Genomic DNA, 24,772 nt, shown 5'->3' on the forward strand with positions numbered 1-24,772 from the left:
TGTGTGGGCATTGCTCGTGCAGGTCAAAATGGAATGTATTTTCAGATAAAATCTAACATATACACTCTCAAAAACAACATTATATTTGTTATTTTGTTAACTTCAAAAGTTTCAGGGTTCTGTCGCAAAGATTTTGGGTTTGAGGTTTGCGCTACCCTGTGTCTTATCGAGACCTTGATGAAATAATGGAAGAGCGTGGCGTGGATGTTGACCATGCGACCCTAAATCGTTGGGTGGTATTACGAGGCGCATGTTGGGCTTTAAACATTTCCATTCCGCATCCGCTACGTTCGATGGGATCGAGACTGCGCACATGATCCGCAAAGGGCAATTCGATGACAATGGTATGAACGCTTTTCAGCAGTTAGCCAGCTCGCAGCATAATTACGTCCAGCGTAAGCCTGTTCTCAACTCATCTGAAAATTTGCGACAGATCCGCCAACAATTCTTATCGTCTGGCCGCTGGAACCCACGTGTCTGAGACGTTTAAAATTTAAAGGCTGGCGCAATCTACGCCAGCCTTTCGTGTTTGTTCGAACCTCTTATCCCAAGATCATATCGGGAAAGAAGGTCACAATGCCGGGGAACATCGCAAGCAAGATGACAAAGAGGATCATGATCACCAAGAACGGGAACGTGACCCGTGCGATATAGGCAGTGCTGCGCCCTGTGATGTTTTGAATCACAGCAAAGTTGAACGCGACAGGCGGCGTGATTTGCGCCATTTCAACGACCAGAACCATAAAGATGCCAAACCAAACTTTGTCGAACCCAGCGGCTTCCACCAAAGGCAAAACAACAGGCAGGGTCGTCGCAATCATAGAAAAGCCTTCAAGCACAGTACCAAGCACGAGGTACAAAGCAATCAAGGCAATGATCAGCAAAATCGGTTGCAAGTCCATCGCGGTGACGACATTGGCCACAGCGGCAGGAATACCTAAGGTCGACGTGATATTGCCTAAAACAGACGCGCCCAAAATGATTATGCCCATCACGGAACAGGTCTGAACAGCCCCCAAAACCACATCGCGCAGAACTTTGAGCGAAATGGACCCTTGGGACCACGACACAAGGAATGCGCCGAGAACACCCAAGGCCGCGGCCTCTGACGGGGTGGCAAGACCGCCGTACATCGATCCCAAAACGCACAGGATTAAGAACAAGGCTGGCGCCAATTCTTTGAGCGCCGCGAAGCGTTTGCGCAATGGCATATGACGCAAGGCGCGTTCACTTTCGGGGATCAGGCTTGGTTTAAGCGTGGTGCGGATCATGATGTAGGCCGCGAATGTCAGCGACAGCAAAATACCTGGAATGAACCCTGCTGTGAACAAACGCAGCACAGATTCATTAGCCAAAACGCCGTACATGATCATCACAGTCGATGGAGGGATCAAGAATCCCAACGTGCCAGCGCCCGCTAGGCCGCCAATCGCCAATTCGGGATCATAGCCGCGTTTGAGTAATTCTTTCAGCGTCATGCGTCCCACGACTTGCGTGGTCGCAGCCGAAGAACCCGAGATGGCCGCAAAGATAGAGCAACCCACAATGTTCACATGCAATAGGCGACCCGGCAGCAGCCCTGCCCATGGTGCCAAACCCGAGAATAGGGATTCAGACAGGCGCGTGCGGAACAGAAATTCGCCCATCAAAATGAACAATGGCAAAGCGACAAGATCAGGTGTGGTCAGAATGTTGAATACATACTGTGGGAATAATTTGTCCACGGGAATACCCGTGAAAAGTAACGCAAGACCGATGGCAGTTGTCAGCAATGAAATGCCGATCCAAGCGCCCGATGCGAGCGTGCCAAACAAAAGCCCGAAAAGGCTGGAGACGATAGCGCCCATGGTATTTCCTTAGTGTTTTTGGTTTTTTGTGGAACGCTGTGCGCGCGCCAAAACTATTCGATGGCGCTGGCAGCGCCTAAATCAAGATTATTTACGGTGCCACCGGTGAGGCTGGTCACAAGACGCGCGATCATTTGAAACGCCAAAACACCAGCGCCCAAAGTCAAAACGGCTTGGGGAATCCACAAGGGCGTAAAGCTGTCGGAGACTTCACCATAGCCGTAGGTGCGCATGGTGAAATTGAACAACCAAATGGTCAAAGATGTCGAAATTACCGTGCCCAAAAGCGACGAAAATGTTTCAAACATCCGTGTCAACCACTGCCGTTTTGAGGACATGGTCAGCTCGACCCGCAATTGCAGACCGGCACGCAGGGTCATGCCAGATCCCAAAAGAAATGCAGAGCCCATAAAATACGCGCTGTATTCCCAACCGATATGTGTGCCATTTGGCAAGAAAGGCAGGATGCGGCTTAGACTTGCTAACGCTGTGTCTACCAGAACCAGCAAAGTCAAAGCGACGATGCAAAGCCCAGCGATCCAAGCGCCAATCAGCGAAACCACATCTGCGGCCCTTTGCAGGGCCGCAGGTAGTCCGACGGATTTATGTAAGTCTTTAGATCCGTTGAATTTTTCAATCATTTTAAGTCAATCTTATTTGGAGGCTTTATAAGCATCTACGATAGGAAGTGCAGCGGGGACACGTTCAAAGAAAGCCTCTTGAACGCTGGCCGCTTTTTCAGCAATCTCGCCCAAAAGTTCATCGGACAAAGGCACCAAAGTCATACCGTTTTCGCTCATTGTTTTGATGCTGTCCAAATCGCCCTGACGAGATACATCCCAGAATGTTGGCTCAAGATCGGCTGCCACGGCTTCGATGGCGGCACGGTCTTCGTCTGAGATTGAATTCCATGTATCGAGATTGATGGTGACAGCGTTGGAACCCCATGTGTGGTTGGTTGGGTAGATGTAGTCTAGGAATTCCCAGAACTTGCCGTCAACACCTGACGTTGCGGAGGTCGCAACACCGTCAACGCGACCCGATGCCAAAGCTGGCAGCAATTCGCCCCATGGCATAACCACGCCCGCCATGCCGACAGCTGTTACGATGTCGACTGTGTTTTTATCAGCGCCACGAACTGGGATGCCTTTGAAGCCATCGATATCTTCGACTTCAACTTTGAGGTAAACATACTGCGCAGGGGACGGCACCATGTAGAGAATTTTTTGGTTGTACTGTTCCGCGAGCTTTTCGAACTCAGGACGCAAGAACGCGTGGTAGTCTTTCAACTCATCCATTGAGCTGACAAGGAATGGCACGCCTTCTGCGCCGAACAATGGGTTCAGGCCCACTTGTTGGCTGATGTTGATGTCAGCCATGTCGACAAGACCGTCACGCACAGCACCCAGTTGATCGGGACCTTTAAAGCCCAATGAGCCTGCAGCGTTCACTGTGATTGTCACTTCGCCGTCTGTGGCTTTGGCCACTGCGTCTGCAAAAACTTTAGCGTTTTCGACTTGGAAGTTGCCTTCTGGCAGAACGTCTGAGAGGCGTAATTTGGTTTCTGCAGTGGCGACGTTGGCGAGAGCGATAACGGTTGCTGCGCCCAATGCGATAGATTTCAAGATGGTCATTTCACATCTCCCTAAGTTGTTGATGCTTGCGTTGTCGGTATTATTGTATCCGACTTCTGCAAAGCCTGTCCGTTGTGGATTATTTGTGCCTGCAAACCGTAGCGATTCAGACGGGCTCTGAATAAGACCACTTTGATCTGACGTGATTGCGTTTGTATATGTTACCGCCATATTGTTGACATGCGAGGCACACAGGCCTAGCGCACCTAAGTCACTTTTGACGCGAAAGGAAACCTTATGGATATCAGACGGCTTAATGCATTTGTAAAGATTGTCGACATCGGAAGCATCACACGTGCCTCAGCAATCTTGCATATTGCTCAACCCGCGCTGAGCCAACAGATTGCGGCATTAGAGACGCATTTTGGTAAGCCTTTGTTGTTGCGCTCCAAACGCGGTGTTGTGCCCACGGAAGCAGGCAAGGTTTTGTATCGCCACTGCCAGCTTATTCTTAAGCAAATGGACCAAACGGAACTTGAAATAGCAAGCGCATCCGAAGAAATTTCCGGTGTCGTTTGCGTGGGGCTTGCACCTTTGGGTTTGGGGTCTTTGTTGGCGGCTCAATTGATCAAAACCATCCATGAAGATTTCCCCGGAATTATTCTTTACATCAATGAGAACGTCGGCGGCGGTGCCATGAGCGAATTGGTGATGACTGGCAAAATGGATGTCGCTTTGCTGTTTGACCCTGGAAATTTACCCAGCCTGTCTTTTAAGCGCATTTGTACAGAAGAGTTACACTTTGTGACGGCTGACACGGCTTTGCTGGACGGGTTGACCGAAATCTCCTTGGTGGATGCAATTGCAACACCGCTTATTTTGCCCAGTAAAATTCACACCATTCGCCAAGTGATCGACACGACTTTGGCGCGTGCGGGTCTGACAAAACGTGCGATTGCCGAAACGGAATCGATTTCTGTGCTGTCCAACGCCATTGGTGAGGGGCTGTGCGCGACGATTCTGCCGCAATCGGCGGCAAAAGCTGTTCAACGACGCATCCCAGAAGCGCGCAGCGTGCGCATTCATAAGCCGAACATGAAGGTCAATATGTCGATCTGCGTGTCAGCTCAGTTGCCCCTGTCCGAAGCGGCGGCTGTGGTTCAAGACCATCTTACGCGATTGGCAACCGAACTGTCCGTATAAGTCGCTCCTGCGCGGCGCGACTTTGATTGCTTGATTTTACATAAGGAAACCGCCCGAGGGTGAACCCGAGCGGCGAGGTGTGCCCCATGCAACTGTAAAACATGGGGCGGGGGTCACTTTTGAAAGGGCGCTACAGGTCTGTTGTCAGGCCTTTGGCTTTCAAAACAGCCTCAAGATTGCACACGTCGATAATGGTGCGACCTGATTTGTAGGCCTCGATGTATTCTGCTTCGGCGTCTTCGCGGGCTTGCGACAATTTCGCGGCCTCAGCGGCGTCTTCTTTGCGCACCATCACAAGACCATCCGCATCACCGCAGATCACATCACCGGGGCGAATGGTTTCGCCGCCAACGATGATATCGCCGTTCACTTGACCAAGTGTTTCTTTGACAGTGCCTTTGATGCACACGGACATCGAAAACACAGGCAAACCAAGTGCGATCAGCTCTTGAGTGTCACGCACGCCAGTGTCTGTCACAACGCCAGCGATGCCTTTTGCCACACAGGCGTTGCCCAAAACGTCGCCAAAGCTGCCCGCTTCTTCATAGGCGCCACCAGAGACAACAATCACGTCACCCGCTTTGGCATAATGGATCGCGAGTTGCAGCATGAGGTTGTCACGCGGCGCTGAAACGGTTGTAAAAGCCGGACCACACACCCGCATGTCGCGGTGAATGGGTTTGATGGTTGAATTCAACGCGCCCAAACGTCCCTGAGCTTCGTGAATGGTCGCGCTGCCAAATTTAGCAAGCGCAGCCACGTCTTCTGCGGCAGCCCGTTCAATTTTCGTAATGATATGTGGCATGTCGATCTTTTCCCTCAATTTTGCGTCTCTATTCAGAGATCGCCTTCACGAGCAGAGTAAGAGACGCGACAGCCGAAGGATAAGAGCACCTGCGTCTGACGTGATCGGCTTTTGCAATGTTTGATTTGACTGCTGATCCATTGCGAAAACGAAGATTAAAAAAGGCGGTCATCTGAAACTGGTCTGACATCATTGCGAAGCCACGGTGCTAAAGTCTGTGACAACAAACACAAACAATTAGGGACCAACTTGTCCATGTTGATCGAAATTGACGCCATAATTGCACAAATGAAATGGGCCGCCGCGCGTGGCCTATCCGAGTTTGCTGTAAATACATCTGGCGCGCGCATTCATATACGTCGTAGCGGCGCACTGACTGCATCTGCCGCATCGCAAACGACGCACAATCATGTGCCGTCTTCTGCCGAAACGGAGGCCCCCACGCCCAATGCCGCAAAGACCGTTGACGCACCCATGGCTGGTATTTGCCACCTGTCGGGGGACAGTGATAGCGCGCCGTTTGTCTCTGTTGGTGACGCGATTGGTGTCGGTCAAACGATTTGTTTGATTGAGGCCATGAAGGTGATGACCTCTATCACCGCAACCACTGCTGGCACAGTTAAAGCCATTCTTGTCGAAGATGGTGTCTCAGTTGATGCAGGCACGGCCTTGATTGAGGTGAGCTCATGAGTGCTCCTAAGAATACAGTGTTGATCGCCAACCGTGGCGAAATCGCGCTGCGTATTATCCGCGCCTGCCGCCGTTTGGGCCTGCGCTCTGTCTGCGCTTTTTCAGAAGCAGATCGCGGTGCACAATATTTGGATTTGGCGGATGCATCCATCTGTATTGGACCTGCATCGGCCACCAAAAGCTATCTCAATATTCCGGCCATTTTGGCTGCGGCTGATATTATGGGTGCGGATATGATCCACCCAGGATACGGTTTTCTATCTGAAAACGCTGACTTTTCTGAAGCGGTTGCGCAGGCGGGTCTGACCTTGATCGGGCCGAGCGCTGACGTGATGCGACGCATGGGCGACAAGGTTGCAGCCAAAACTGCCATGATTGAAAGTGGTGTGCCTTGCGTGCCTGGTCCTGACAGCGTGCTGCCCGATGACATCGCCGAAATCACTCGAATCGCGCAAGACATTGGATACCCAGTCATCCTGAAAGCCGCTGGCGGCGGCGGTGGTCGTGGCATGCGTATCGTCAAATCTAATGATGCTTTGGCGGATGCCTTTATGTTGACCAAACAAGAAGCGCAGCGGTTTTTCAGCAATCCAGACATCTATATGGAAAAGTTTCTCGAAAAGCCGCGCCATGTTGAAATTCAAGTGATTTGCGATTCTCACGGCCATGCCCTGTGGCTTGGCGATCGTGATTGTTCGATGCAACGTCGCCATCAAAAGATGATCGAAGAAGCGCCTGCGCCCGGAATTGATCGCGACTTGATTGCCAAAATCGGCGAACGCTGTGCAGCCTCTTGTCGTGAAATCGGTTATGTTGGTGCGGGCACGTTCGAGTTTTTGTACGAAAACGGCGCGTTCTTTTTTATCGAAATGAACACCCGTATTCAGGTTGAACATCCTGTCACTGAAATGGTCACCGGCCTAGATATAGTTGCGCTGCAAATCGATGTGGCCCGCGGTGCGCAGTTGTCGATCACTCAAGATGACGTCCAAACCGTTGGTCATTCCATTGAATGCCGGATCAACGCCGAAGACCCGATTACATTCGCACCAAGCCCCGGTCCAATCGATTATATGCATGTGCCCGGCGGCCCCGGTGTCCGCGTCGATACGCATATCGCAACGGGGTCAAGCATCTCGGCGAGTTACGATTCGATGGTGGCCAAAGTCATCACCCATGGTGCCACCCGTGACGAGGCTTTGGCCCGTGCGCGCAGTGCGCTGAACGAAATGCGAATTGAGGGTGTCAGCACAAATATTCCGCTGCACTGCCAGCTTTTGGACGATGACGGATTTGCCAAAGGGGGCGTGAGTATTCACCACCTTGAACACTGGTTGGAAAAACGGGAGCTTGATCATGAGTGATACAAAACTATCGCTCATTGGCAGCCGCGCTGTCTTATTCGAAGCGGATTGCCCGTTCGATTTGGCGCACCAAGAACGCATTTGGGCGCTCACCGCAGCGGCGTCTCAATGGGATGGCGTTGTTGAGGCCGTGCCAGGTATGACCAATTTAACGTTGCTTTTGGCCGATGTGCCACAAGACCTGACACGGATTGAACGTGATCTTGCGGCGCTCTGGGCCAAAGGTACGCGCCGCGAAGTGGATGGAAAATTGCTTGAGATTGACCTGACCTATGGTGGGGCAGGTGGCCCGCATCTAGCGGACGTGGCCGAGATGACGGGCATGTCTATCGATGCGGTGATCAAGATGCACAGCACGCCAGATTATACCGTTTATGCCGTCGGCAGTCATGCTGGATATTGCTATCTTGGCGGGCTTGATAAGCGTCTTGAGACACCGCGCCGCAAAGTGCCTTTGCCGCGTTTGCCCGGTGGGTCTTTGTCTGTTGCGGGTCTGCAAACCGGCGTGTCTGCCTCGGCTGGTCCAAGCGGTTGGAACACGATTGGCAGTGCAGATATTTCCTTTTTTGATCCGTTTAGAGCCACGCCTGCGTTGCTACAACCCGGCGATCGCATTCGCTTTTTACCAGTCGAGGTGAACGCATGATCGAAGTTCTTTCTCTTCCCCCCTTAGCAACCGTGCAAGATCTTGGGCGTGACGGATTTTGGCAGCAAGGTCTGGGGCGCGCTGGTGCCATGGACCCGATGAGCCACAGTCTTGCCAACCTTATGCTTGGCAATGATGCAAATGCGGCAACACTTGAAATCCCTTTGTCGCCTGCGCGGTTCCAATTTGTTGAACGCACTGCATTCGCGCTTGTGGGTGCTGCGTGTGATGCGCGGCTTGACGGGCGCGCTTTGCCACGGGTTTTTGCGGGCATCGCGGATAAAAATCAGGTGCTTGAACTAGGTGTGATGACACAGGGTGCGCGGGTGTATTTGGCACTCAGCGGCGGCATTGATGTTGCTGTTGTACTTGGATCGCGTAGCACACAGTTGCGCGAAGGTTTTGGCGGTTTTGAAGGCCGTGTTTTGGCACAGGGCGATCGACTTGTGCCCGCGACTAACAGTCTCCCTAAATTGCCTAAAAACGGGCTAAGCCTAAGCTTGCCGCCTCTGCGCTCTGAGCAATCCTCGGATATCGTTTTACGGGCCTTGCCATCCACCGAGCATGACAGTTTTAGTTCCGAGGCCCTTTCCGCATTTTGGTCTGCCCCCTATGTCATTACGCCGCAAAGCAATCGCCAAGGCTATCGTTTTGAAGGTCCCGAGCTTGATCGCGCGTCACAAGGCGAGTTGCGGTCTCATGGGATTGTGCCGGGTATCGTGCAGGTTCCTGGCGGCGGGCAACCGATTATTCAGCTTGCAGATTCCGCGACCATGGGGGGCTACCCCAAAATTGCGGCGGTGATTGAACAAGACTTGTGGCGGATCGGCCAAGCACGCCCCGGTGATGCAGTGAGATTTGAAAAGATCACGCTTGAGGCTGCGGCCCAAGCAGTGGCCGATGAGGCCAGTTTGCGCGTGCAGTACTGCGATGATCTGGACGTGATGCGCACTCAGATAACGGGTTGGACCTGATATGTTTACACAGACTGAACTTGATCGTTTGATCGATGCTATGCGGGCGAATGGGGTCTCATCTCTTGAAGTTGAGGCGCAAGACCAACAGCTGCATCTTGACCTTGCACCCGCGCCGTTTCCCGAGGTGCCGTTGCCCGCGGTTGCTCCCGTTTCTACGCGGGTTGTTCCCGCCAAAAGCCCTTGTATTGGTCGGTTTGTGCCACGGGGTATCGATGACGGCCTGATGCATCTTGAGAGCGCACAAAAGGTCGAGGCCGGAGAAACGCTTGGCTACGTTGTCCAACAACACGCCCGTGCGGTGGTCGCTGCCCCAGCGGCCGGAACACTGATCGGGGATGCGCCACAATCCGGCACAATTTTTGGATATGGCGACACGATTATTCGCCTTGAGGTGACATCATGAACATCGACATAAATTCTGATTTGGGCGAAGGGTTCGGCCCCTACACCATCGCCAACGACGCCGAGCTTATGCGACATATCAGTTCGGCAAATGTGGCCTGCGGCTATCACGCTGGCGATCCTGTCATCATGGACCGCACCATTCGTCTGGCCAAAGAGCACGGTGTCGATTTGGGGGCGCATGTAAGCTTTCCTGATTTGATGGGCTTTGGCCGCCGCAAGATCGATATGGCGTTGCCTGAATTGGAAGCACATATTCTGTATCAACTCGGGGCGCTGCATGGCTTGGCGCGCAGAGCAGATCATAAAATCACCCATATGAACCCGCATGGGGCTTTGGGAAACCTTGCCAGCTCTGACCCTGATGTCGCTTTGTCCGTGGCTTCTGCCACCATGGCATTTGATCCTGATATCGCTTTTCTTGTGCTGCCTGGCAGTGCGTTGGAAAAAGCGGCTTTGGATTTGGGCGGACAAGTTGTGCGGTTGTTTTTGGCAGATCGCGGCTATCTGCCCAACGGTCAACTGGCTCCACGTTCGCAGGCTGGCGCTGTCATTCATGATCCCGCGCTTGTTGCGGAACGCGTCTTGAGTGTTTTGAAAACCGCCCAAGTTACCACTGTTACAGGCGAGGTTATCCCGATGCCGGTGCAGTCTATTCTCATCCACTCCGATACCGCTGGCGCCGTCGGTCTTGCGACGCGTTTGCGACACGACATCACCACTGCAGGCGGGGCGATCACGCCACTGTCGCAACAAAAACAACCTCACACTTAAGATCGAGCAAAAAGAAGGACATTTTAGATGGCATTTTCAGAGTACAAAACAGCCCTCGTCACCGGAGCTTCCTCCGGTATGGGCTGGGGCATCGCAGAACGTTTGCGTGCCAAGGGTCTGACAGTTCACGCTGTGGGTCGCAACGCCGAGAAATTGGAAGAACTCAAAGACCTTTGTGGGGTTATCCCGCACGCGGTTGATATTTCCGACACAGCCGCGATTACTGAATTGGTCGACGGTTTGGATATCGACGTTCTGGTAAACTGTGCTGGCGTGTCACGTCCGGGTAGCATTTTACAGTCGGATGCGTTCGACATCGACGAGCAAATCGACGTAAACCTGCGCGCTGGTCTGCATCTGTGCCGTTTGATCCTTCCGGGTATGATGGAGCGGGATTCAGGTCATATCGTTAACATCACTTCGATGGCGGGCTTGTATGAATTTGGCGGGCACATTGCCTATCACGCCACCAAAGCGGCGATGCACACTGTTTCACGTCAGCTTCGCGTTGATGCCTTTGGGCGTCGTGTGCGTGTGACTGAAATCAGCCCCGGTCGTGTGGAAACTGATATCTTTGCGCGTGTTGAAAATATCTCTTCTGAAGAAGCAAAAGCCAAATATTTTGAAGGTATGGAAATGCCGCAGGTGTCTGATATCGCGGATGCAGTTGAATACGCCGTTGATACACCCAATTACGTCAACATTGGTATGATCGAACTGCTGCCAACACTGCAAGTTCCTGGTGGTTTGCGCACTGGTAAACGGGTTGGCGACGAAGTCATCCTGACAGGCAAAAAGTAAACGATATTCTTTGGCTCCCGCGCATTTTTGCGGGGGCCCCATCTACACGAGAAGCAGGGCATCTTATGCCCAACATTTGCAGGAAGAAGATCTTGACCTCTATTAAACTCGCCGCCCGTGTCACCAATATCCGATTGTCCCCTTCGACCGCCGCCGCTCAAAAGGTGCGCGACCTCAAGGCTGAGGGCCGCGAAATTCTGAACCTTACGGTGGGCGAACCCGATTTTGATACACCGCAAAGCGTCAAAGACGCAGCGATCGCCGCAATCAATGCTGGCGATACAAAATATACATCCGTCAACGGTACTGTCGCGCTGCGCAAAGCCATTCAACACGACTATAAAACACGGTTGAACATTGATTGCAGCCTAGATGAAATCTGTGTTGGCGGTGGTGCGAAACAAGTGTTGTTTGTGGCTTTGATGGCCACTGTGGAAGAGGGTGACGAAGTCATCATCCCAGCGCCTTACTGGGTATCTTACCCTGATATGGTCATTGCCAATGGCGGCACGCCAGTGATCGTGAAATGTGGTGAAGACGTTGGATTCAAACTGACACCTGAGATTTTGGAAGCGGCGATCACGCCAGCAACCAAATGGGTTATTTTGAATTCCCCATCCAACCCAACAGGCGCGGCCTACAACGCTGAAGAACTGCGCGCGCTTGGCGATGTTTTGGTGAAACACCCGCATGTCTTGGTGATGTGTGATGAAATTTATGACCGCATTTGGTACGCTGATTTTGACGCGTGCAGCATCTTGGGTGTCTGCCCAGAGCTGAAAAACCAAGCTTTGGTGTCTAATGGCGTGTCCAAATCTTACGCCATGACAGGGTGGCGGATTGGTTATGCGGTTGGGCCGTTGCAATTGATCAACGCGATCAACAAGTTGCAGTCTCAGATGTCTTCGTGTCCGTCCTCTGTAAGTCAAGCCGCAGCCGCGTTTGCTTTGACCGCCGATCAGTCGGGCGTCACAGAAGCTGTTGAAGTGTACCGCGCGCGTCGCGATCGTGCGCATGAATTGATCAACGCCATTCCGGAACTGAGCTGTACACTGCCAGACGGTGCATTTTATCTGTACCCTTGTTGTGCGGGCGCGATTGGCAAAACGACTCCGTCGGGCACAAAAATCGAGAGTGATCTTGATTTTGGCCTCTACCTTTTGGACACTGCGGGCGTTGCGTCGGTTCATGGCGGCGCTTACGGGCTTGAGCCATATTTCCGGATTTCGACAGCCACATCGATGGAAGAAATCGAAGCGGCTTGTGCCAAAATTGCAGAAGCCTGTGCGGCTTTGACCTAAAAAAATGACCCCAAGGTCATTTGGCCTTGGGGTTGCCTCTAATTTTTCGCCATTTTCTGCTGCAACTGCGGTGTCTCTTGCGTGCATATAGCACGTCGGATTTTTTGATGCATCATCGGTGCCACTGCAACGGGGTTTCCATACCAAGGACGCGGCAAGGTCATCGTCAAACGCGATGCCATCACCTGAGATGCGTATTATCCCCTCTCAAATCCTCCCCCCATACTGAATCTGTAAACACATAGCGAGCTTTGAGCCAATCAAGCCGAAATCGTCACTTTTAAGACAGGGAAAAAGACATGTTACATAAAAAATCAAAATTCAGCGGTGCGCCAAAGCGCGTTCTGACATCAATGTTGCTAGCTGGCACGATACTGACGGCGGCCGGCGTGACACACGCTGCTATGGCCAGTGAGAAAGTCGTGATCGCAGTCAGCCCACTTGGTGCAGATTCCAACCTGTATTGGACCACCACTGGCGCATTTATCTTTCCGTCGATGCAGACCCTCGTGGGCAATGATGCGGCGACTGGTAAATACGACAACAGCCAGCTTGCCGAAAGCTGGGAACACAACGAAGACTTTACGTCTTGGACGTTCAAGCTGCACCCAAATGCCGAATTCAACGGTGAGTGGGGTCCTGTGACGGCTGCAGACGTTGTGCACAGCTTCAACATTCACACCGGTGATGACGCAAAACTCAGTGGTATTAAGCAGCTTAAAACGGCGACGATCACTGCCGTTGACGATCACACTGTGCGCTTTGATCTGCCAAGCCCCGTGCCGAACTTCTTGTTCTCGCACGCAGGTCGCGGTTCACTTGTGATTTACAGCAAAGCGCAGTTCGAAGCAGAAGGCATTGAGGGTTATGAAACTGCGCCAGCTGGCTCTGGTCCGTTCCAATATGAAGGCCGCGAAGTGGGTCAGTCACTGACCTTTACCACGATCAAAGATCACTGGACTGGCGTATCTCCTGAGTTTGACGAAATCGAATTCCGCTGGGTGTCCGAGCCTTCTACACGTTTCGCGATGTTGTCAGCTGGCGAAGCGCATGCCGTGACATTGCCACGTGATTTGCGTGAAGATGCCGCTGAGGCTGGCCAATCTGTTTTGTCTTCAAGTGCTGGCGCGATGCAGTCGACCATGTTGTTCACGGGTCAGTTCATGAACCCCGAAGCCGAAGAAACACGTGACGCGCGCACCTATGCTTGGGCTGATGTTCGCGTCCGCGAAGCTGTGAACCGTGCGCTGGATCGTGATGGTATCTTGGAAGTTCTCTACGGCGAAGGTGTTGAGGCCTTGCCTGTTTACACGATGGATCCACGTTTCCCTGGGTATTCGCAAGATTTGGCAGATCGTTTCGATGCGGACTACGGCTATGACCCTGAAAAGGCGATGGCTTTGCTCAAAGAAGCTGGTTACCCAGACGCCTTTGACAACGCGGCTATTCCGTTGGTCGTGACAAGTTTGGCCGGCAACCCTGAGTTCGCTCAAATGGCGGAACTTGTGCAGGCTTACTTGGACGTTGTCGGTATCCAAACCGAAATGCGTGAACAAGACTGGGCCACTGGCAACACCGCGATTCGTGGCTTTACAGCTGATTTTGTGACACCAATGCGTAACGCGCCTGTGCGTCCTGCCGCTCTTGGTGTGCAAATCTTCTTTACAGATCAAGCCAGCCCGCACCTCAACGTGGGTGATCCAGAGATTAATGATTTGGGTGCCAAATTGGTGTCAGAAACAAATCCAGCTCTGCGTGATGAATTGCTGCAAGGCATGTTCACCCGTATCTTTGACGGTTACGCGCACATTCCAATGGCGGCCGTGCCTGCCTCTGTTGTCGTGAACAGTGATCTGGTCGAAGGATGGTCTTTCCCTGGATCCACGTCTTCAGGTCTGAGCCACTATGAGCTGATCGACTTGAAATAAAGTCAAAGTCGAAATCGAAGTTAAAGCCGCACAGCCTGCGGAGCCTCTGAATGGGGCTCCGCACAGCGCTGATGTGCAAAAAATTCAAGGAATACGCAGTGTTAAAATATCTCGCAAGACGGGTCGCTTCGAGCCTGTTTGCGCTTTTGGTCATCACCGTCATCGTGTTTTTGCTATCGCATCTGTCGGGAAATCCCGTGGACGCGCTCTTGCCCGATGACGCCAGCCAAGAGCAAATCGATGCCTTTATTCGGGACTGGGGTTTGGACAAACCTTTGTGGCAGCAATATGCGACCTTTTTGGGCAACGCTGTGCATGGCGACTTTGGCACCTCACTGAAATGGCAAGGCGAAGACGCCATGGGGTTTGTTTTGGACCGTATGCCAGCGACACTGCAATTGGGTGGTTTGGCCATTCTCATGAGTGTTGTGATTGCTTTGCCTTTGGGCGTAGCGGCGGCTGTTTATAAGGGAACGCCGATTGACAACAGCGCGCAGATGTTTGCGCTTTTGGGGCAATCCATGCCGAACTTTTGGCTGGGCATCGTGTTGATTTGGGTGTTTTCTGTTTGGCTTGGCTGGTTGCCAACCTCGGGCATGGGCACGATTTACCACGCCATTTTGCCTGCCATCGCCATCGCATGGTTCCAAGTGTCTGCGCTTGCGCGACTCACACGGTCGGCCATGCTCGAAGTGCTGGACGCCGAATATATTAAACTGGCCCGCGTCAAAGGCGTCTCGGAAAGCGTGGTCATTTGGAAACATGCACTGCGTAACGCAGCCGTTGTGCCGCTGACCTATTTTGGCATCTTGGCCGCGTCGATCCTCACGGGCTCGGTTGTGATTGAAACCGTGTTCTCATGGCCCGGCATGGGATGGGTTGCGATTGAAGCGATCCGTGGTCGCGACTTCCCAGTCGTGCAAGCCGTGATCATCGCCTACGCCGTCATTTATATGATCTCAAACCTTGTCGTAGATCTGCTCTACGTCGCTATTGATCCGAGGATCCGAAATGATTGATTTTTCCGTCAATAGAGTATCCGCAATGCGTTTTTGGGTGCGGTTGTGGTCTTTGCCTCTTGTCCCCATTACGATCTTGCTCGTCGTCTTTATCATCCCAGCATTTTTCGCCGATTTCATCGCGCCCCATGATCCGTATGTGCCAAATCTGCGCGCGCGGCTGCAACCGCCTGTCGGCTTTGGTGGCACGTGGGAATACATCTTGGGCACCGACCGATTGGGGCGTGATATCCTCAGCCGCATTTTGCACGGCGCTTGGTATGTTTTGGCCGTTTCAATGATCGGCATTGCTGTTGGCGTCGTCGTTGGCACCACTTTGGGACTGATCGCGGGCTATGCTCGTGGCTGGTTCGATGGCTTGGTGATGCGTCTCGTCGATATTTCCCTGGCTCTGCCTGCGATGCTTTTGGCCCTGGCATTGGCTGCTGCCATCGGCGCAAGCTTTCTGTCCGTCGTCATCGTTGTGGGATTTGCCCTTTGGGCCTATTTCGCGCGGCAAGTGCGAGCCGAGGTTTTGTTGTTGCGCAACAGTGATTTCGTGGCGCGGTCTCAAGTGGCAGGGTCGTCTCATACACGCATCTTGTTTCGCCACATTTTGCCGAACGTTATGAACACCATCGTGGTTTTGGCGACCTTGCAGGTTGGCATCGCGATCATGCTCGACGCGTCTTTAAGCTTTCTCGGCATAGGCATTCCGCGCCCCACGCCAACATGGGGTCTACTGGTTTCAGATGGCCGCGATTTCATTGCCACAGATTGGTGGATTTCGTTCTTTCCTGGTCTCGCAATTCTTCTGACTGTGATGTCGGCAAATATGCTTGGGGATTGGTTGCGTGAACAACTCGACCCAAGACAAAGGCAGATTTGATATGACACAAACACAAGATACACCACTTCTTGAGGTCAAAGATCTCCGCGTTGAAATTTCAACCAAAGCGGGTTCGTTTTATCCCGTCAACGGCCACAATTTCACGCTGAACAAAGGCGAAACTTTGGGCATCGTGGGCGAATCCGGTTCGGGTAAATCTATGACAGCCACCTCGCTTGTGCGGCTTTTGCCGAAACATGCAGCCAAGGTGAAATCCGGCAGTATCAAGCTGGAAGGGCGCGAGCTTTTGGACCTGTCCGAAGCTGAAATGCGCAAGGTGCGGGGCAGTGAAATCGCGATGATTTTGCAAGACCCGCAAACCTCGCTGAACCCGTCGTTCACCGTGGGCGAACAGATATCTGAAGCCTTTCGGTTGCATGCGCCAGGCCCCAAGAAAACGATGCGCGCCCGCGCGATTGACGCGCTGCGTAAAGTGAAAGTGGCCGCCCCTGAACATCGTGTGGATTGCTATCCAAACGAGTTGAGTGGGGGCATGCGGCAACGGGTTGTGGGGGCGATTGCGATTTCGTGCGAGCCGAAAATCATCATCGCCGATGAACCGACGACGTCGCTGGATGTGACCGTGCAAGCGCAGTATTTGCGCCTGCTCAAAGAGCTGCAAGACGACACGGGGATGGGCATCATATTCATCACCCACGACTTTGGGATCGTAGCCAATTTGTGCCACAAAATCGTGGTCATGTATTTTGGTCGCATCGTGGAGTCCGGATCGGTGGAGCGCATTTTTGCCAATCCTGCGCATCCGTACACCGAAGCGTTGATCGGTGCCGTGCCCAAGTTGCGCGGACACAAAGGGCGTTTGACGACCATCAAAGGCCAGCCTCCTGCGCCGATGGAACCGTTGCAAGGCTGTCCTTTTGCGCCGCGTTGCGAAAAGGCGGACAGTCGCTGTTTCGCAGAGTTGCCCCCCACGCTTGACGCGGATGGCGACGGCGAACATTTAGCAAGCTGCTGGAGGGTCTTAGACCAATGATCAAGACACCTATTCTTGAAGTCGAAAACCTGTCCAAGCATTTCGAAGTGCAAACAGGTATTTTCAAACGCGAAACCAAAATCGTCAAAGCCGCTACGGATTTGAACTTTCACATCTCTGAGGGTGAAACGCTGGCCTTGGTTGGTGAATCCGGTTGCGGCAAGACCACCACGACACGGCTTTTGTTGAAATTACAGACGCCCACAGCGGGGCGCGTTTTATACGACGGCCAAGACATCAACACGCTGAACGGGCAGGGGCTCAAAACCTATCGCTCTAAAGTGCAAGCGGTGTTCCAAGACCCATGGTCGTCGATCAACCCGCGTGTGCGTATTGGTGATTTCATCGCTGAACCTTTGATCGTGAACGAAAAAGTTGACTCAAACGAGGTCGATCGCCGCGTGAATGCGGCTTTGGACGCCGTAGGGTTGCGTCGCCAAGATGCCCGCAAATTCCCGCATGAGTTTTCAGGCGGTCAAAGGCAACGGATCGCCATCGCCAGTGCAATTATCACGCGGCCGCGTTTGGTGATTTTGGATGAACCTGTGTCGGGATTGGACGTGTCCATTCGCTCGCAGATCATCAATCTGTTTAAAGACCTGCAAGCCGAATACGCGCTGAGCTATATATTGGTGGCGCATGATTTGGCCACCACACGCTATCTCGCAGATCGTGTGGCGGTGATGTATCTTGGTCAGATGGTTGAGCAGGGCAACACGGACGACGTGTTTGACGCGCCTGCGCATCCTTACACTGAGGCTTTGCTCTCAGCGGCCTTATCCGCAGATCCCACAGAAAAGCGCACCGAAATCCCGATGACGGGCGAGGTGCCTTCGCCGCTCAATCCACCAAGCGGCTGTGCGTTTCATCCTCGGTGTCACAAGTGCATTGGCGACATTTGTAAGACGCAATCGCCTGTACCGTTTTTGCAGGACCCGAACCGCACGGTCAGCTGTCACTTATACGACCAATAAAGGCGTGCCGCGCTTTGTGCGTGGCCCGCATAGAACTTCAATCAAAACCTAACCCAGAAAGATCACTGATGATTATCACTTGCGTTACCAACGAAGTTTACCCCGATGCATCCTCTGAAAGTTTGCCCAAAATTTTTGGGCGCGCCCAAGAGCAAGGCATCGGTTCATTTGAGTTGAGACTCGTTGAAGGCAAACGTTTCCCAATGTTTGAAGCCGATGCATTCGCGCGTTTAAAAGAACAGTCTAAAGAATTTGGCATCAACTATACGGCCGTGTCTCCCGGCTTGTTCAAAGTGCCTTTGAAAAGTGAACTGACAGCGCTGCACACCAATTACTTGTTGCCAATGAGCTTGGACTTGGCGGATGAAATGGGCATCAAAACGTTGATTTTGTTTGGCCCAACGCGTGCTGAAAACCCTGCGGCCAACGAGTTTGACGAGGTTGTTGCCTTAATCAAAAACGCAGTTGAAATCGCGGTTGCACGCGGCTTTACTGTGCAGCTTGAAAACCTGCCGGGCAGCTGGGCGGACACATCAGATGCCTGCTTCAACCTGTTGGAAGCCGTAAATCATCCTGACTTCGGATATGTCTGGGACACAGGCAATTTGTATGAAGCCGAGGAAACACATTTCCGCGCTGGCTACGAAAAACTTAAACCTTACATCCGCAACGTACACCTTAAAGACGGTGCTGTTGTTGACGGAAAAATGGTTTGGATGCGCTACGGTGAGGGCGTCACAGACGTAAAAGGTCAAGTCGAAGCCCTGATCGCTGATGATTACAAAGGCACCTTAGTTTTGGAAGCCGCTTGCCAGCCGCATGAAATGGCCGACTTCCCAACATCTATTGCGTATCTCAAGTCAATTTTGGCGTAAAAGGCGTCGATACAAACACAAGTGGTTTCCCGGTTTCGGGCGGGGGACCACAGCGATGAAGGTCATTTTACCTAGGTGTATTTCCTGTTGCCATGCTTTTACGTGGCGGCTGTTTTCAAGTTTTTCGAGCATTTATGCGCGTCTCATAACTCGCAAAAAATAGATAAATTATCGTATCTGATTGTCATATGTATTCTCGCTGATGTGATCGCAACACGGTATGCATAGAAATGGTACACCAAATGCTAGCGTTAGCTAAAGACGGTAGACCTTTTCAAATTCAGGAAAATCTAAAAGAGCAGGGGCCATGACTGAACTCAAAATATCCAAAATTCGCAAATCTTACGGCAATCTAGAAGTCATCAAGGGTGTCGATTTAGATGTTAACAAAGGCGAATTTGTAGTGTTCGTCGGTCCCTCTGGTTGCGGCAAGTCGACTCTGCTGCGTATGATTGCTGGTCTCGAAGACATTACCGAAGGGGAGCTGTGGATCGGTGACGATTTGTGCAACGATATCCACCCAGGTGATCGTGGCATCGCGATGGTGTTCCAATCTTACGCGCTTTATCCGCATATGACGGTTGGCGATAACATCGGATTTAACCTGAAGATTTCAGGATACAGCAAGGAGGTGCGTGAACAGAAGATTCAGAGCGCAGCACAAGTGTTGCAAATCGAACATCTGTTAAAACGCAAGCCATCGCAGCTGTCAGGTGGGCAAAGACAGCGCGTTGCGATTGGGCGCGCGATTGTGCGTGAGCCGCAAGTGTTTTTGTTTGATGAACCGCTGTCAAATCTTGATGCCGCTTTACGTGTTGAAATGCGTATGGAATTGGCAGAATTGCACCGCAAACTTGGCGCGACCATCATTTATGTGACGCACGATCAAGTCGAAGCCATGACCTTGGCCGACAAAATTGTCGTTTTGGATGCAGGTATCGTTCAGCAGGTTGGCAAACCGATCGATCTGTATCAGCGGCCCAGCAACCTGTTTGTTGCGGGCTTTATTGGCAGCCCCAAAATGAATTTTTTCCCTGTTGAAGTGGTGAAATGCCTTGATGGTCATCTTCAAGTCAAAGGCAACAGCATTGAAGCGGTCGATATTCCTGCGGACATCTCGGGTGTATCTGTCGGCGATTCTATGACGCTTGGCATTCGCCCACAGGTTCTAAACTTTGCGCCCGACGGCCCAGTCAAAGGCGCCATTGAAATGGTCGAGCGGCTTGGATCGGAAACGATTTTGAATTGTAAAACTGCCGATGACACTGCCCTGTTGGCCGTTCTCGATCATGATGAAGATTTTGATCACGGTGCAGGTGTCCGGTTCTCGTTTGATCCGGCGCAGGCCATTTTGTTTGGCGCTGACGGCACATCTCGTTTTCCCCTTTAGGGACGTTTTGCTTTTTACAACTTGCCGCGGTGGATCCAAATTACCGAATAAAAAGACCCATAAAATCACCAGCAGGAGAACACAATGGAACTTGGTATCAAGAATTTGAAACGTACCGGCATCGCAATGACCGTGCTGTTGTCATCGACGTTGTCAGTACAAGCGCAAGACACTCTAGAGGTTTGGTCTCGCAGCGGACCACAAGCTGCCGCAACCTATGAGGCTGTGTTCAAAGCATTTACAGAGAAAACAGGCATCAAAGTTGAATACCTCACAGCGCTGCAATTCGACACGCAATTGCAAGCCCGTGTTGCTGCCCGAGACCTTCCAGATGTGTTGATCTATGACCAATCCAGCATGGCGGCTTATGCGCAAAACGGTTGGATCAAACCGATCGAAGTCACCGATTTGGCGGGCTACGATGACGTGTCCGAAATTTCTTGGGACTCTGTCAAAGTGGCCGATGGCACAAGCTATGGTGTGCCGTTCAGCCAGCATGCTCAAGTCACATTCATCCGCAAAGATTGGCGCGAAAACTTGGGCTTTGATGTTCCCAAAACCCATGATGATTTGATTGCCTTGGCCACGGCTTTCGCGACAGGCGACCCTGATGGCAACGGCATTGATGGCGACACATTTGGCATGGCCGTTCCAGGCACAACAAACCGCGGTTTCTTTGCGTGGTGGATGTTCTCATACCTTGCACAGCAAGGCGCGCATTACGTTGAAGGTGGCGAAGGCAAATACGAGGTCACCATCAACAATGAAACCGGAAAGAAAGCGGTCAATTGGTTGTATGACGCGTTCTGTGGAGATCCAAACCTAGCCCAACCTGGCGCGATGACAAACGCAAGTGCAACACCGTTTTTTGCCGAAGGCAAAGCGGGCATTTATCAAACAGGCCCTTACGCGATCCCAAGCTTTGACAGCAAAATTGGCAAAGACAAACTTGAGCTGATCCTCGCACCGGCAGGCCCCGCAGGCAGCACAACTTTGACAGAACGCACAAGCATCTACTTTGGCGTGACATCAAAACTGCCTGACGCGCAAAAAGCGTTGGCGGAATTTTTGATCAGTGCTGAGGGCCAAACCGTTGGCATGACTGCACCGGGTCAGCCCGTTGTGCGTTTGCCCGTAAACACCACGTTGAACGGTGCGGAAATTTACGGTGATGATCGTTGGGCCACCGTGGCGACACAGCTTGAAAACTCTGAGCTGTTCCCATCTGACATCGATTTCACGGCTGCACGTTTGGAAATTGCTGAAAGTTTCCAGACATTGTTTTCGCAGTGTAACGATGATGTGGATGCGCAACTCGAACAACTTGCAAACCGGATTTCGGATGAACTCTCAGCATTGGATGCATTGAAATGAACCAAACAGGCAGCGCTTCAAAACCGACTGCCGCCAGCACGGAGGGGGCGCATACCCCCTCTGTGTCTCGTCGCGGTCGTATCCGGTCACAGTCTCGTTGGTGGTCAGCTTGGATGTTCCTCGCGCCTGCGCTGCTTTTGTTTATATATTTTAAATTCATCCCCATGGCCCAAGGGATACGGATGAGTTTCCAAGATGTGAGCCCCTTCTTGGGCAATACTTGGGTCGGCTTTGAAAACTACATCGAAGTTTTGACAAACGAACGATTTCACCAAGCGGTGCGCAATACGATCGTATTGGGCGCGGGGCAGTCTTTTGGCGCGGTGATCATCGGGTTTTTACTGGCACTGCTGCTCGAAGGCCCTTCACGCACTTTATGGTTCGTACGCACAGCGGTCTTTTTGCCGGTTGTGACAGCCTCGGCCGTTGTCGGTGAAATTTGGCGTATCATTTACTACCCTGCCGCGGACGGCTTTTTAAACAAGGTGATTGGCCTGTTTGGCATGGATCCCATTCGGTACTTGGAAGATACCTCGGTGGCACTTTACGCCGTAATGACCGTGGGGATTTGGTCCAGTGCGCCATACTATATGGTCATTTTTCTGGCAGGCCTCGCAGGCGTCGACAGATCCCTTTATGAGGCGGCAGCCATTGACGGCGCGCGGATGCGGCACCGTATCATAAGCGTGACCATCCCAGCCCTGCGCCCTGCCATTATGATCGTTTCGATCTTGGCCGCTGTACGCGCCTTGCGCATTTTTACGGATGTTTGGGTTCTAACCGGTGGTGGTCCTGCGGGATCCACTCAAGTCTGGATGACGCAGATCTACACCCAAGGCTTTGAACGAAACAATTTGGGGGTCGCCTCTGCGGCGTCGATCTTGCTGTTGATCGCTTCCGTGCTTTTGACCTTTGTGGCGATCTATTTCACGCGCAACAAGGAGGCCAAATAGTATGTCTACGCCTGTATCCTCTCCGATTCCCAAGCGACGCCGACGCCAATCTAGCGTCGAAGGCACACTTGATACCGCTTTCGGCTGGGCCGTTGGTGACCAAAAAACGCTGCTTGTGCGCGGCATCATGTGCGCGATTTTGTTGTTCGTTTTCGCGGGTCCCATCATGACGATCATCGTCGGTGCGTTTGATTTCAACACCGACCCAACAGCGCTCACGCTTTGGCCTCACAACCCCAGCCTAGAAAACTTTCGGGTTGCTGCAGGACGCGGTATTTGGTCGTATTTCGGCAATTCTTTGTTTATCGCGGGCTTTGGTCTGTTGATCCAAATCTCTGTTGCGGTCACGGCAGGCTATGCATTGGCGCGCCGCAAATTCTATGGGCAAACCGTTGTCTTGGGCATTTTCTTGGCGACCATGATGTTGCCCGAAGAAGTCGTGGCTGTGCCCTTGGCTGTGGTGTTGGGCGATCTGCCATTGCTGGGCATCAGCTTGCGTGGGACAATCTTTGCGATCATCTTGCCCGTGGCGGCTTCGGCCTTTTCGATCTTGGTGATGGCCGCGTTCATGCGCGATATCCCCGAAGAGATCATTGAAGCCGCGCGCATTGATGGGGCCAGCGAATTCCGCATTTTGGTCCAAGTGATTTTGCCTATGAGCCTGCCCGCATTGGGCGTGGTTGCGATCTTTGGCTTCAACGGCATCTGGGATCAATATTTGCTGCCTTTGGTGGCCGCAAACAGAACCGAAGATTACACCATTACGGTCATTCTGCGCAGTCTGCGCGCCGATGTTGAAGTGGGCACAGGCGCGTTGTTGGCGGGTGCTTTCTTGGCACTGATCCCCAGCTTGATTGTTTATCTCTTGCTGCAAAAATCACTCGTGCGCGGCATGACCTCTGGCGCGATCAAAGGCTAAAATTCTAGGTCACCCCAAAAGGGGTGGCCCCTCCTGCAGCGCTTTGGCTGCACTCACTCAAATATAAGTAGGTTCCGATGATACTGGCTACAGTCACCGATGAAGTTTTGCCCGACCGTTCCGAGGCGTGTTTTCCACATATTTTCGAGACAGCGTTGAAACAAGGCGTCAGCACATTTGAAATCCGCATGGTCGAAGCCAAACGGTACCCCATTGTCGAGGCAGATGCATGGACACGGATGCGCAAATTTGGCGATGAATACGGCATCACCTTTACAACGGTGTCGCCGGGTTTGTTTAAAACGGGCCTTTCTCATGACTTGATGCCCATTCACCGCAATCAATTGGCCTCAATGAGCATGGATTTGGCCGAAACCATCGACATCGATGTGTTGGTAACGTTCGGTGTGATGCGCGAAGCCACTGATGGCCCTGACAGCTTTGCCAAAGTTGTTGAGATCCTGCATGAAACCGCCGAATCCGCTGCCGCGCGTGGTTTCACTGTGCAACTCGAAAACTTCCCCGGATCATGGGCCGACACAGCAGACAATTGCCTGGCGCTGCTCAAGGCTGTCGATCATCCTGCTTTCGGATACTGCTGGGACGTGGGCAATCTGTATGACGCGGATCAAGAACATTTCATGGAGGGCTACCAAAAGCTTAAACCCTTTATCCGCAACGTCCATTTAAAAGACGGTCAGTACATTGGCAATCACATGGTGTGGCAACATTTCGGCAAAGGCAAAACCGATATCAAAGGTCAAATCGCAGCGCTTAAAGCCGATAATTACAAAGGCACTTTGACGGTCGAGGCCAAATGCGAGCCACAAATGGACGAAGATTTCCCGACCTCATTGGAATATCTGCGCGCCCTATTGTAATCCGTTTGCAGGTCTTGTGTTTGGTTGCACAAGACCTGCAATTTCTAGGTCAGGATCGTCTTGGACAGTCTGCGTCGCGAATACAACTTTTGGACGCGCTTATTCTGAGTTTTGCATCGAATCGCAAACTCGACAGTTTGGGGTTTTTGATGCGGTTTGGTCATCTAAAACCTGTGAAATTTGACAATCGCATCTCACAGGTTTGCACGTTTG

The 24,772-nt window shown here is 52.3% G+C and carries 24 protein-coding genes and 2 pseudogenes; 22 read left to right on the forward strand and 4 right to left on the reverse strand.

Features of this window, described 5'->3' with window-relative positions; all coding sequences use genetic code 11:
• Positions 1–146: 146 nt before the first annotated feature.
• Together BM025_RS18965 and BM025_RS18970 are read left to right on the forward strand one after the other, a co-directional pair.
• A pseudogene (locus tag BM025_RS18965) lies at positions 147–236 on the forward strand (IS6 family transposase); the annotation flags it as partial.
• Positions 237–238: 2 nt separating this feature from the next.
• Positions 239–370, forward strand: a pseudogene (locus BM025_RS18970) (IS6 family transposase); the annotation flags it as partial.
• Positions 371–542: 172 nt separating this feature from the next.
• Here BM025_RS18970 and BM025_RS13740 read toward each other — a convergent pair.
• The 3 genes from BM025_RS13740 to BM025_RS13750 are packed head-to-tail and all read right to left on the reverse strand — an operon-like array spanning position 543 to position 3,481.
• Positions 543–1,847 (reverse strand): TRAP transporter large permease, encoded by a 1,305-nt coding sequence (locus tag BM025_RS13740; protein ID WP_085850110.1) that lies wholly within the window; start codon positions 1,845–1,847, stop codon positions 543–545.
• A gap of 53 nt (positions 1,848–1,900) precedes the next feature.
• Positions 1,901–2,488: a TRAP transporter small permease subunit gene (locus BM025_RS13745; RefSeq protein ID WP_085850111.1), complete on the reverse strand. Its 588-nt coding sequence runs from the start codon at positions 2,486–2,488 to the stop codon at positions 1,901–1,903.
• Between the two features lie 12 nt (positions 2,489–2,500).
• Entirely contained in the window at positions 2,501–3,481 is a 981-nt protein-coding gene (locus tag BM025_RS13750) for a TRAP transporter substrate-binding protein (RefSeq protein WP_085850201.1), read from the reverse strand.
• 237 nt (positions 3,482–3,718) lie between these two features.
• Between BM025_RS13750 and BM025_RS13755 the strand changes: the two genes are divergently transcribed.
• Positions 3,719–4,624, forward strand: a complete 906-nt coding sequence (locus tag BM025_RS13755; protein ID WP_085850112.1) for a LysR substrate-binding domain-containing protein — start codon at positions 3,719–3,721, stop codon at positions 4,622–4,624.
• A gap of 130 nt (positions 4,625–4,754) precedes the next feature.
• Here BM025_RS13755 and BM025_RS13760 read toward each other — a convergent pair whose 3' ends face one another.
• The gene (locus BM025_RS13760) at positions 4,755–5,429 is read right to left on the reverse strand and encodes a 4-carboxy-4-hydroxy-2-oxoadipate aldolase/oxaloacetate decarboxylase (protein ID WP_085850113.1); all 675 of its coding nucleotides are present in this window, start codon (positions 5,427–5,429) and stop codon (positions 4,755–4,757) included.
• Between the two features lie 255 nt (positions 5,430–5,684).
• Between BM025_RS13760 and BM025_RS13765 the strand changes: the two genes are divergently transcribed.
• The 19 genes from BM025_RS13765 to BM025_RS13855 all read left to right on the forward strand — a co-directional run bounded on the left by BM025_RS13765 (position 5,685) and on the right by BM025_RS13855 (position 24,559).
• Positions 5,685–6,119: an acetyl-CoA carboxylase biotin carboxyl carrier protein gene (locus tag BM025_RS13765; RefSeq protein WP_085850114.1), complete on the forward strand. Its 435-nt coding sequence runs from the start codon at positions 5,685–5,687 to the stop codon at positions 6,117–6,119.
• Positions 6,116–7,483: an acetyl-CoA carboxylase biotin carboxylase subunit gene (gene accC, locus BM025_RS13770; protein WP_085850115.1), complete on the forward strand. Its 1,368-nt coding sequence runs from the start codon at positions 6,116–6,118 to the stop codon at positions 7,481–7,483. Before BM025_RS13765 ends, accC begins: the two co-directional genes overlap by 4 nt.
• Positions 7,476–8,129, forward strand: a complete 654-nt coding sequence (gene pxpB, locus BM025_RS13775; protein WP_085850116.1) for a 5-oxoprolinase subunit PxpB — start codon at positions 7,476–7,478, stop codon at positions 8,127–8,129. The genes accC and pxpB overlap by 8 nt, the downstream gene beginning before the upstream one ends.
• Positions 8,126–9,103 (forward strand): 5-oxoprolinase subunit C family protein, encoded by a 978-nt coding sequence (locus BM025_RS13780; protein WP_085850117.1) that lies wholly within the window; start codon positions 8,126–8,128, stop codon positions 9,101–9,103. Before pxpB ends, BM025_RS13780 begins: the two co-directional genes overlap by 4 nt.
• Position 9,104: 1 nt before the next feature.
• Complete coding sequence (locus tag BM025_RS13785; RefSeq protein ID WP_085850118.1) at positions 9,105–9,509, forward strand: hypothetical protein; 405 nt, start codon at positions 9,105–9,107, stop codon at positions 9,507–9,509.
• Positions 9,506–10,282, forward strand: coding sequence for a LamB/YcsF family protein (locus tag BM025_RS13790; protein ID WP_085850119.1), 777 nt, complete (start codon positions 9,506–9,508; stop codon positions 10,280–10,282). Before BM025_RS13785 ends, BM025_RS13790 begins: the two co-directional genes overlap by 4 nt.
• A 27-nt stretch (positions 10,283–10,309) precedes the next feature.
• Positions 10,310–11,083, forward strand: coding sequence for an SDR family oxidoreductase (locus BM025_RS13795; protein ID WP_085850120.1), 774 nt, complete (start codon positions 10,310–10,312; stop codon positions 11,081–11,083).
• Positions 11,084–11,175: 92 nt separating this feature from the next.
• Positions 11,176–12,384, forward strand: a complete 1,209-nt coding sequence (locus BM025_RS13800; RefSeq protein WP_085850121.1) for an aspartate transaminase — start codon at positions 11,176–11,178, stop codon at positions 12,382–12,384.
• Positions 12,385–12,683: 299 nt separating this feature from the next.
• Positions 12,684–14,312, forward strand: coding sequence for an ABC transporter substrate-binding protein (locus tag BM025_RS13805; RefSeq protein ID WP_090875384.1), 1,629 nt, complete (start codon positions 12,684–12,686; stop codon positions 14,310–14,312).
• A 98-nt stretch (positions 14,313–14,410) separates the two neighbouring features.
• A complete protein-coding gene (locus tag BM025_RS13810; RefSeq protein ID WP_085850202.1) occupies positions 14,411–15,331 on the forward strand; it encodes an ABC transporter permease in 921 nt (306 codons plus the stop codon).
• On the forward strand, positions 15,324–16,199 hold the full coding sequence (locus tag BM025_RS13815) for an ABC transporter permease (RefSeq protein ID WP_244515748.1): 876 nt from the start codon (positions 15,324–15,326) through the stop codon (positions 16,197–16,199). Before BM025_RS13810 ends, BM025_RS13815 begins: the two co-directional genes overlap by 8 nt.
• Position 16,200: 1 nt before the next feature.
• Positions 16,201–17,193 (forward strand): ABC transporter ATP-binding protein, encoded by a 993-nt coding sequence (locus tag BM025_RS13820; RefSeq protein WP_085850123.1) that lies wholly within the window; start codon positions 16,201–16,203, stop codon positions 17,191–17,193.
• Positions 17,190–18,167: an ABC transporter ATP-binding protein gene (locus BM025_RS13825; RefSeq protein ID WP_085850124.1), complete on the forward strand. Its 978-nt coding sequence runs from the start codon at positions 17,190–17,192 to the stop codon at positions 18,165–18,167. Before BM025_RS13820 ends, BM025_RS13825 begins: the two co-directional genes overlap by 4 nt.
• A 68-nt stretch (positions 18,168–18,235) precedes the next feature.
• On the forward strand, positions 18,236–19,042 hold the full coding sequence (locus BM025_RS13830; protein WP_085850125.1) for a sugar phosphate isomerase/epimerase family protein: 807 nt from the start codon (positions 18,236–18,238) through the stop codon (positions 19,040–19,042).
• A gap of 307 nt (positions 19,043–19,349) precedes the next feature.
• Positions 19,350–20,432, forward strand: a complete 1,083-nt coding sequence (locus tag BM025_RS13835; RefSeq protein ID WP_085850126.1) for an ABC transporter ATP-binding protein — start codon at positions 19,350–19,352, stop codon at positions 20,430–20,432.
• An 84-nt stretch (positions 20,433–20,516) separates the two neighbouring features.
• A complete protein-coding gene (locus BM025_RS13840; protein WP_085850127.1) occupies positions 20,517–21,806 on the forward strand; it encodes a type 2 periplasmic-binding domain-containing protein in 1,290 nt (429 codons plus the stop codon).
• Between the two features lie 182 nt (positions 21,807–21,988).
• Positions 21,989–22,759, forward strand: a complete 771-nt coding sequence (locus tag BM025_RS13845) for a carbohydrate ABC transporter permease (RefSeq protein WP_244515751.1) — start codon at positions 21,989–21,991, stop codon at positions 22,757–22,759.
• A gap of 1 nt (position 22,760) precedes the next feature.
• The gene (locus BM025_RS13850) at positions 22,761–23,678 is read left to right on the forward strand and encodes a carbohydrate ABC transporter permease (RefSeq protein ID WP_085850129.1); all 918 of its coding nucleotides are present in this window, start codon (positions 22,761–22,763) and stop codon (positions 23,676–23,678) included.
• Positions 23,679–23,755: 77 nt separating this feature from the next.
• Positions 23,756–24,559, forward strand: a complete 804-nt coding sequence (locus tag BM025_RS13855; RefSeq protein ID WP_085850130.1) for a sugar phosphate isomerase/epimerase family protein — start codon at positions 23,756–23,758, stop codon at positions 24,557–24,559.
• Positions 24,560–24,772: the final 213 nt, after the last annotated feature.

The organism is Pacificibacter marinus, from assembly GCF_900109555.1.
GTDB lineage: Bacteria > Pseudomonadota > Alphaproteobacteria > Rhodobacterales > Rhodobacteraceae > Celeribacter > Celeribacter marinus_C.

Coding starts and splice junctions, on each gene's coding strand:
- BM025_RS13835 (WP_085850126.1), top strand. CDS start 19,350: ATGACTGAACTCAAAATATCCAAAATTCGCAAATCTTACGGCAATCTA.
- BM025_RS13755 (WP_085850112.1), top strand. CDS start 3,719: ATGGATATCAGACGGCTTAATGCATTTGTAAAGATTGTCGACATCGGA.
- BM025_RS13795 (WP_085850120.1), top strand. CDS start 10,310: ATGGCATTTTCAGAGTACAAAACAGCCCTCGTCACCGGAGCTTCCTCC.
- BM025_RS13840 (WP_085850127.1), top strand. CDS start 20,517: ATGGAACTTGGTATCAAGAATTTGAAACGTACCGGCATCGCAATGACC.
- BM025_RS13740 (WP_085850110.1), bottom strand. CDS start 1,847: ATGGGCGCTATCGTCTCCAGCCTTTTCGGGCTTTTGTTTGGCACGCTC.
- BM025_RS13855 (WP_085850130.1), top strand. CDS start 23,756: ATGATACTGGCTACAGTCACCGATGAAGTTTTGCCCGACCGTTCCGAG.
- BM025_RS13790 (WP_085850119.1), top strand. CDS start 9,506: ATGAACATCGACATAAATTCTGATTTGGGCGAAGGGTTCGGCCCCTAC.
- BM025_RS13785 (WP_085850118.1), top strand. CDS start 9,105: ATGTTTACACAGACTGAACTTGATCGTTTGATCGATGCTATGCGGGCG.
- BM025_RS13760 (WP_085850113.1), bottom strand. CDS start 5,429: ATGCCACATATCATTACGAAAATTGAACGGGCTGCCGCAGAAGACGTG.
- BM025_RS13750 (WP_085850201.1), bottom strand. CDS start 3,481: ATGACCATCTTGAAATCTATCGCATTGGGCGCAGCAACCGTTATCGCT.
- BM025_RS13825 (WP_085850124.1), top strand. CDS start 17,190: ATGATCAAGACACCTATTCTTGAAGTCGAAAACCTGTCCAAGCATTTC.
- BM025_RS13845 (WP_244515751.1), top strand. CDS start 21,989: ATGAGTTTCCAAGATGTGAGCCCCTTCTTGGGCAATACTTGGGTCGGC.
- BM025_RS13745 (WP_085850111.1), bottom strand. CDS start 2,488: ATGATTGAAAAATTCAACGGATCTAAAGACTTACATAAATCCGTCGGA.
- accC (WP_085850115.1), top strand. CDS start 6,116: ATGAGTGCTCCTAAGAATACAGTGTTGATCGCCAACCGTGGCGAAATC.
- BM025_RS13805 (WP_090875384.1), top strand. CDS start 12,684: ATGTTACATAAAAAATCAAAATTCAGCGGTGCGCCAAAGCGCGTTCTG.
- BM025_RS13765 (WP_085850114.1), top strand. CDS start 5,685: ATGTTGATCGAAATTGACGCCATAATTGCACAAATGAAATGGGCCGCC.
- BM025_RS13780 (WP_085850117.1), top strand. CDS start 8,126: ATGATCGAAGTTCTTTCTCTTCCCCCCTTAGCAACCGTGCAAGATCTT.
- BM025_RS13850 (WP_085850129.1), top strand. CDS start 22,761: ATGTCTACGCCTGTATCCTCTCCGATTCCCAAGCGACGCCGACGCCAA.
- BM025_RS13815 (WP_244515748.1), top strand. CDS start 15,324: ATGATTGATTTTTCCGTCAATAGAGTATCCGCAATGCGTTTTTGGGTG.
- BM025_RS13830 (WP_085850125.1), top strand. CDS start 18,236: ATGATTATCACTTGCGTTACCAACGAAGTTTACCCCGATGCATCCTCT.
- BM025_RS13820 (WP_085850123.1), top strand. CDS start 16,201: ATGACACAAACACAAGATACACCACTTCTTGAGGTCAAAGATCTCCGC.
- pxpB (WP_085850116.1), top strand. CDS start 7,476: ATGAGTGATACAAAACTATCGCTCATTGGCAGCCGCGCTGTCTTATTC.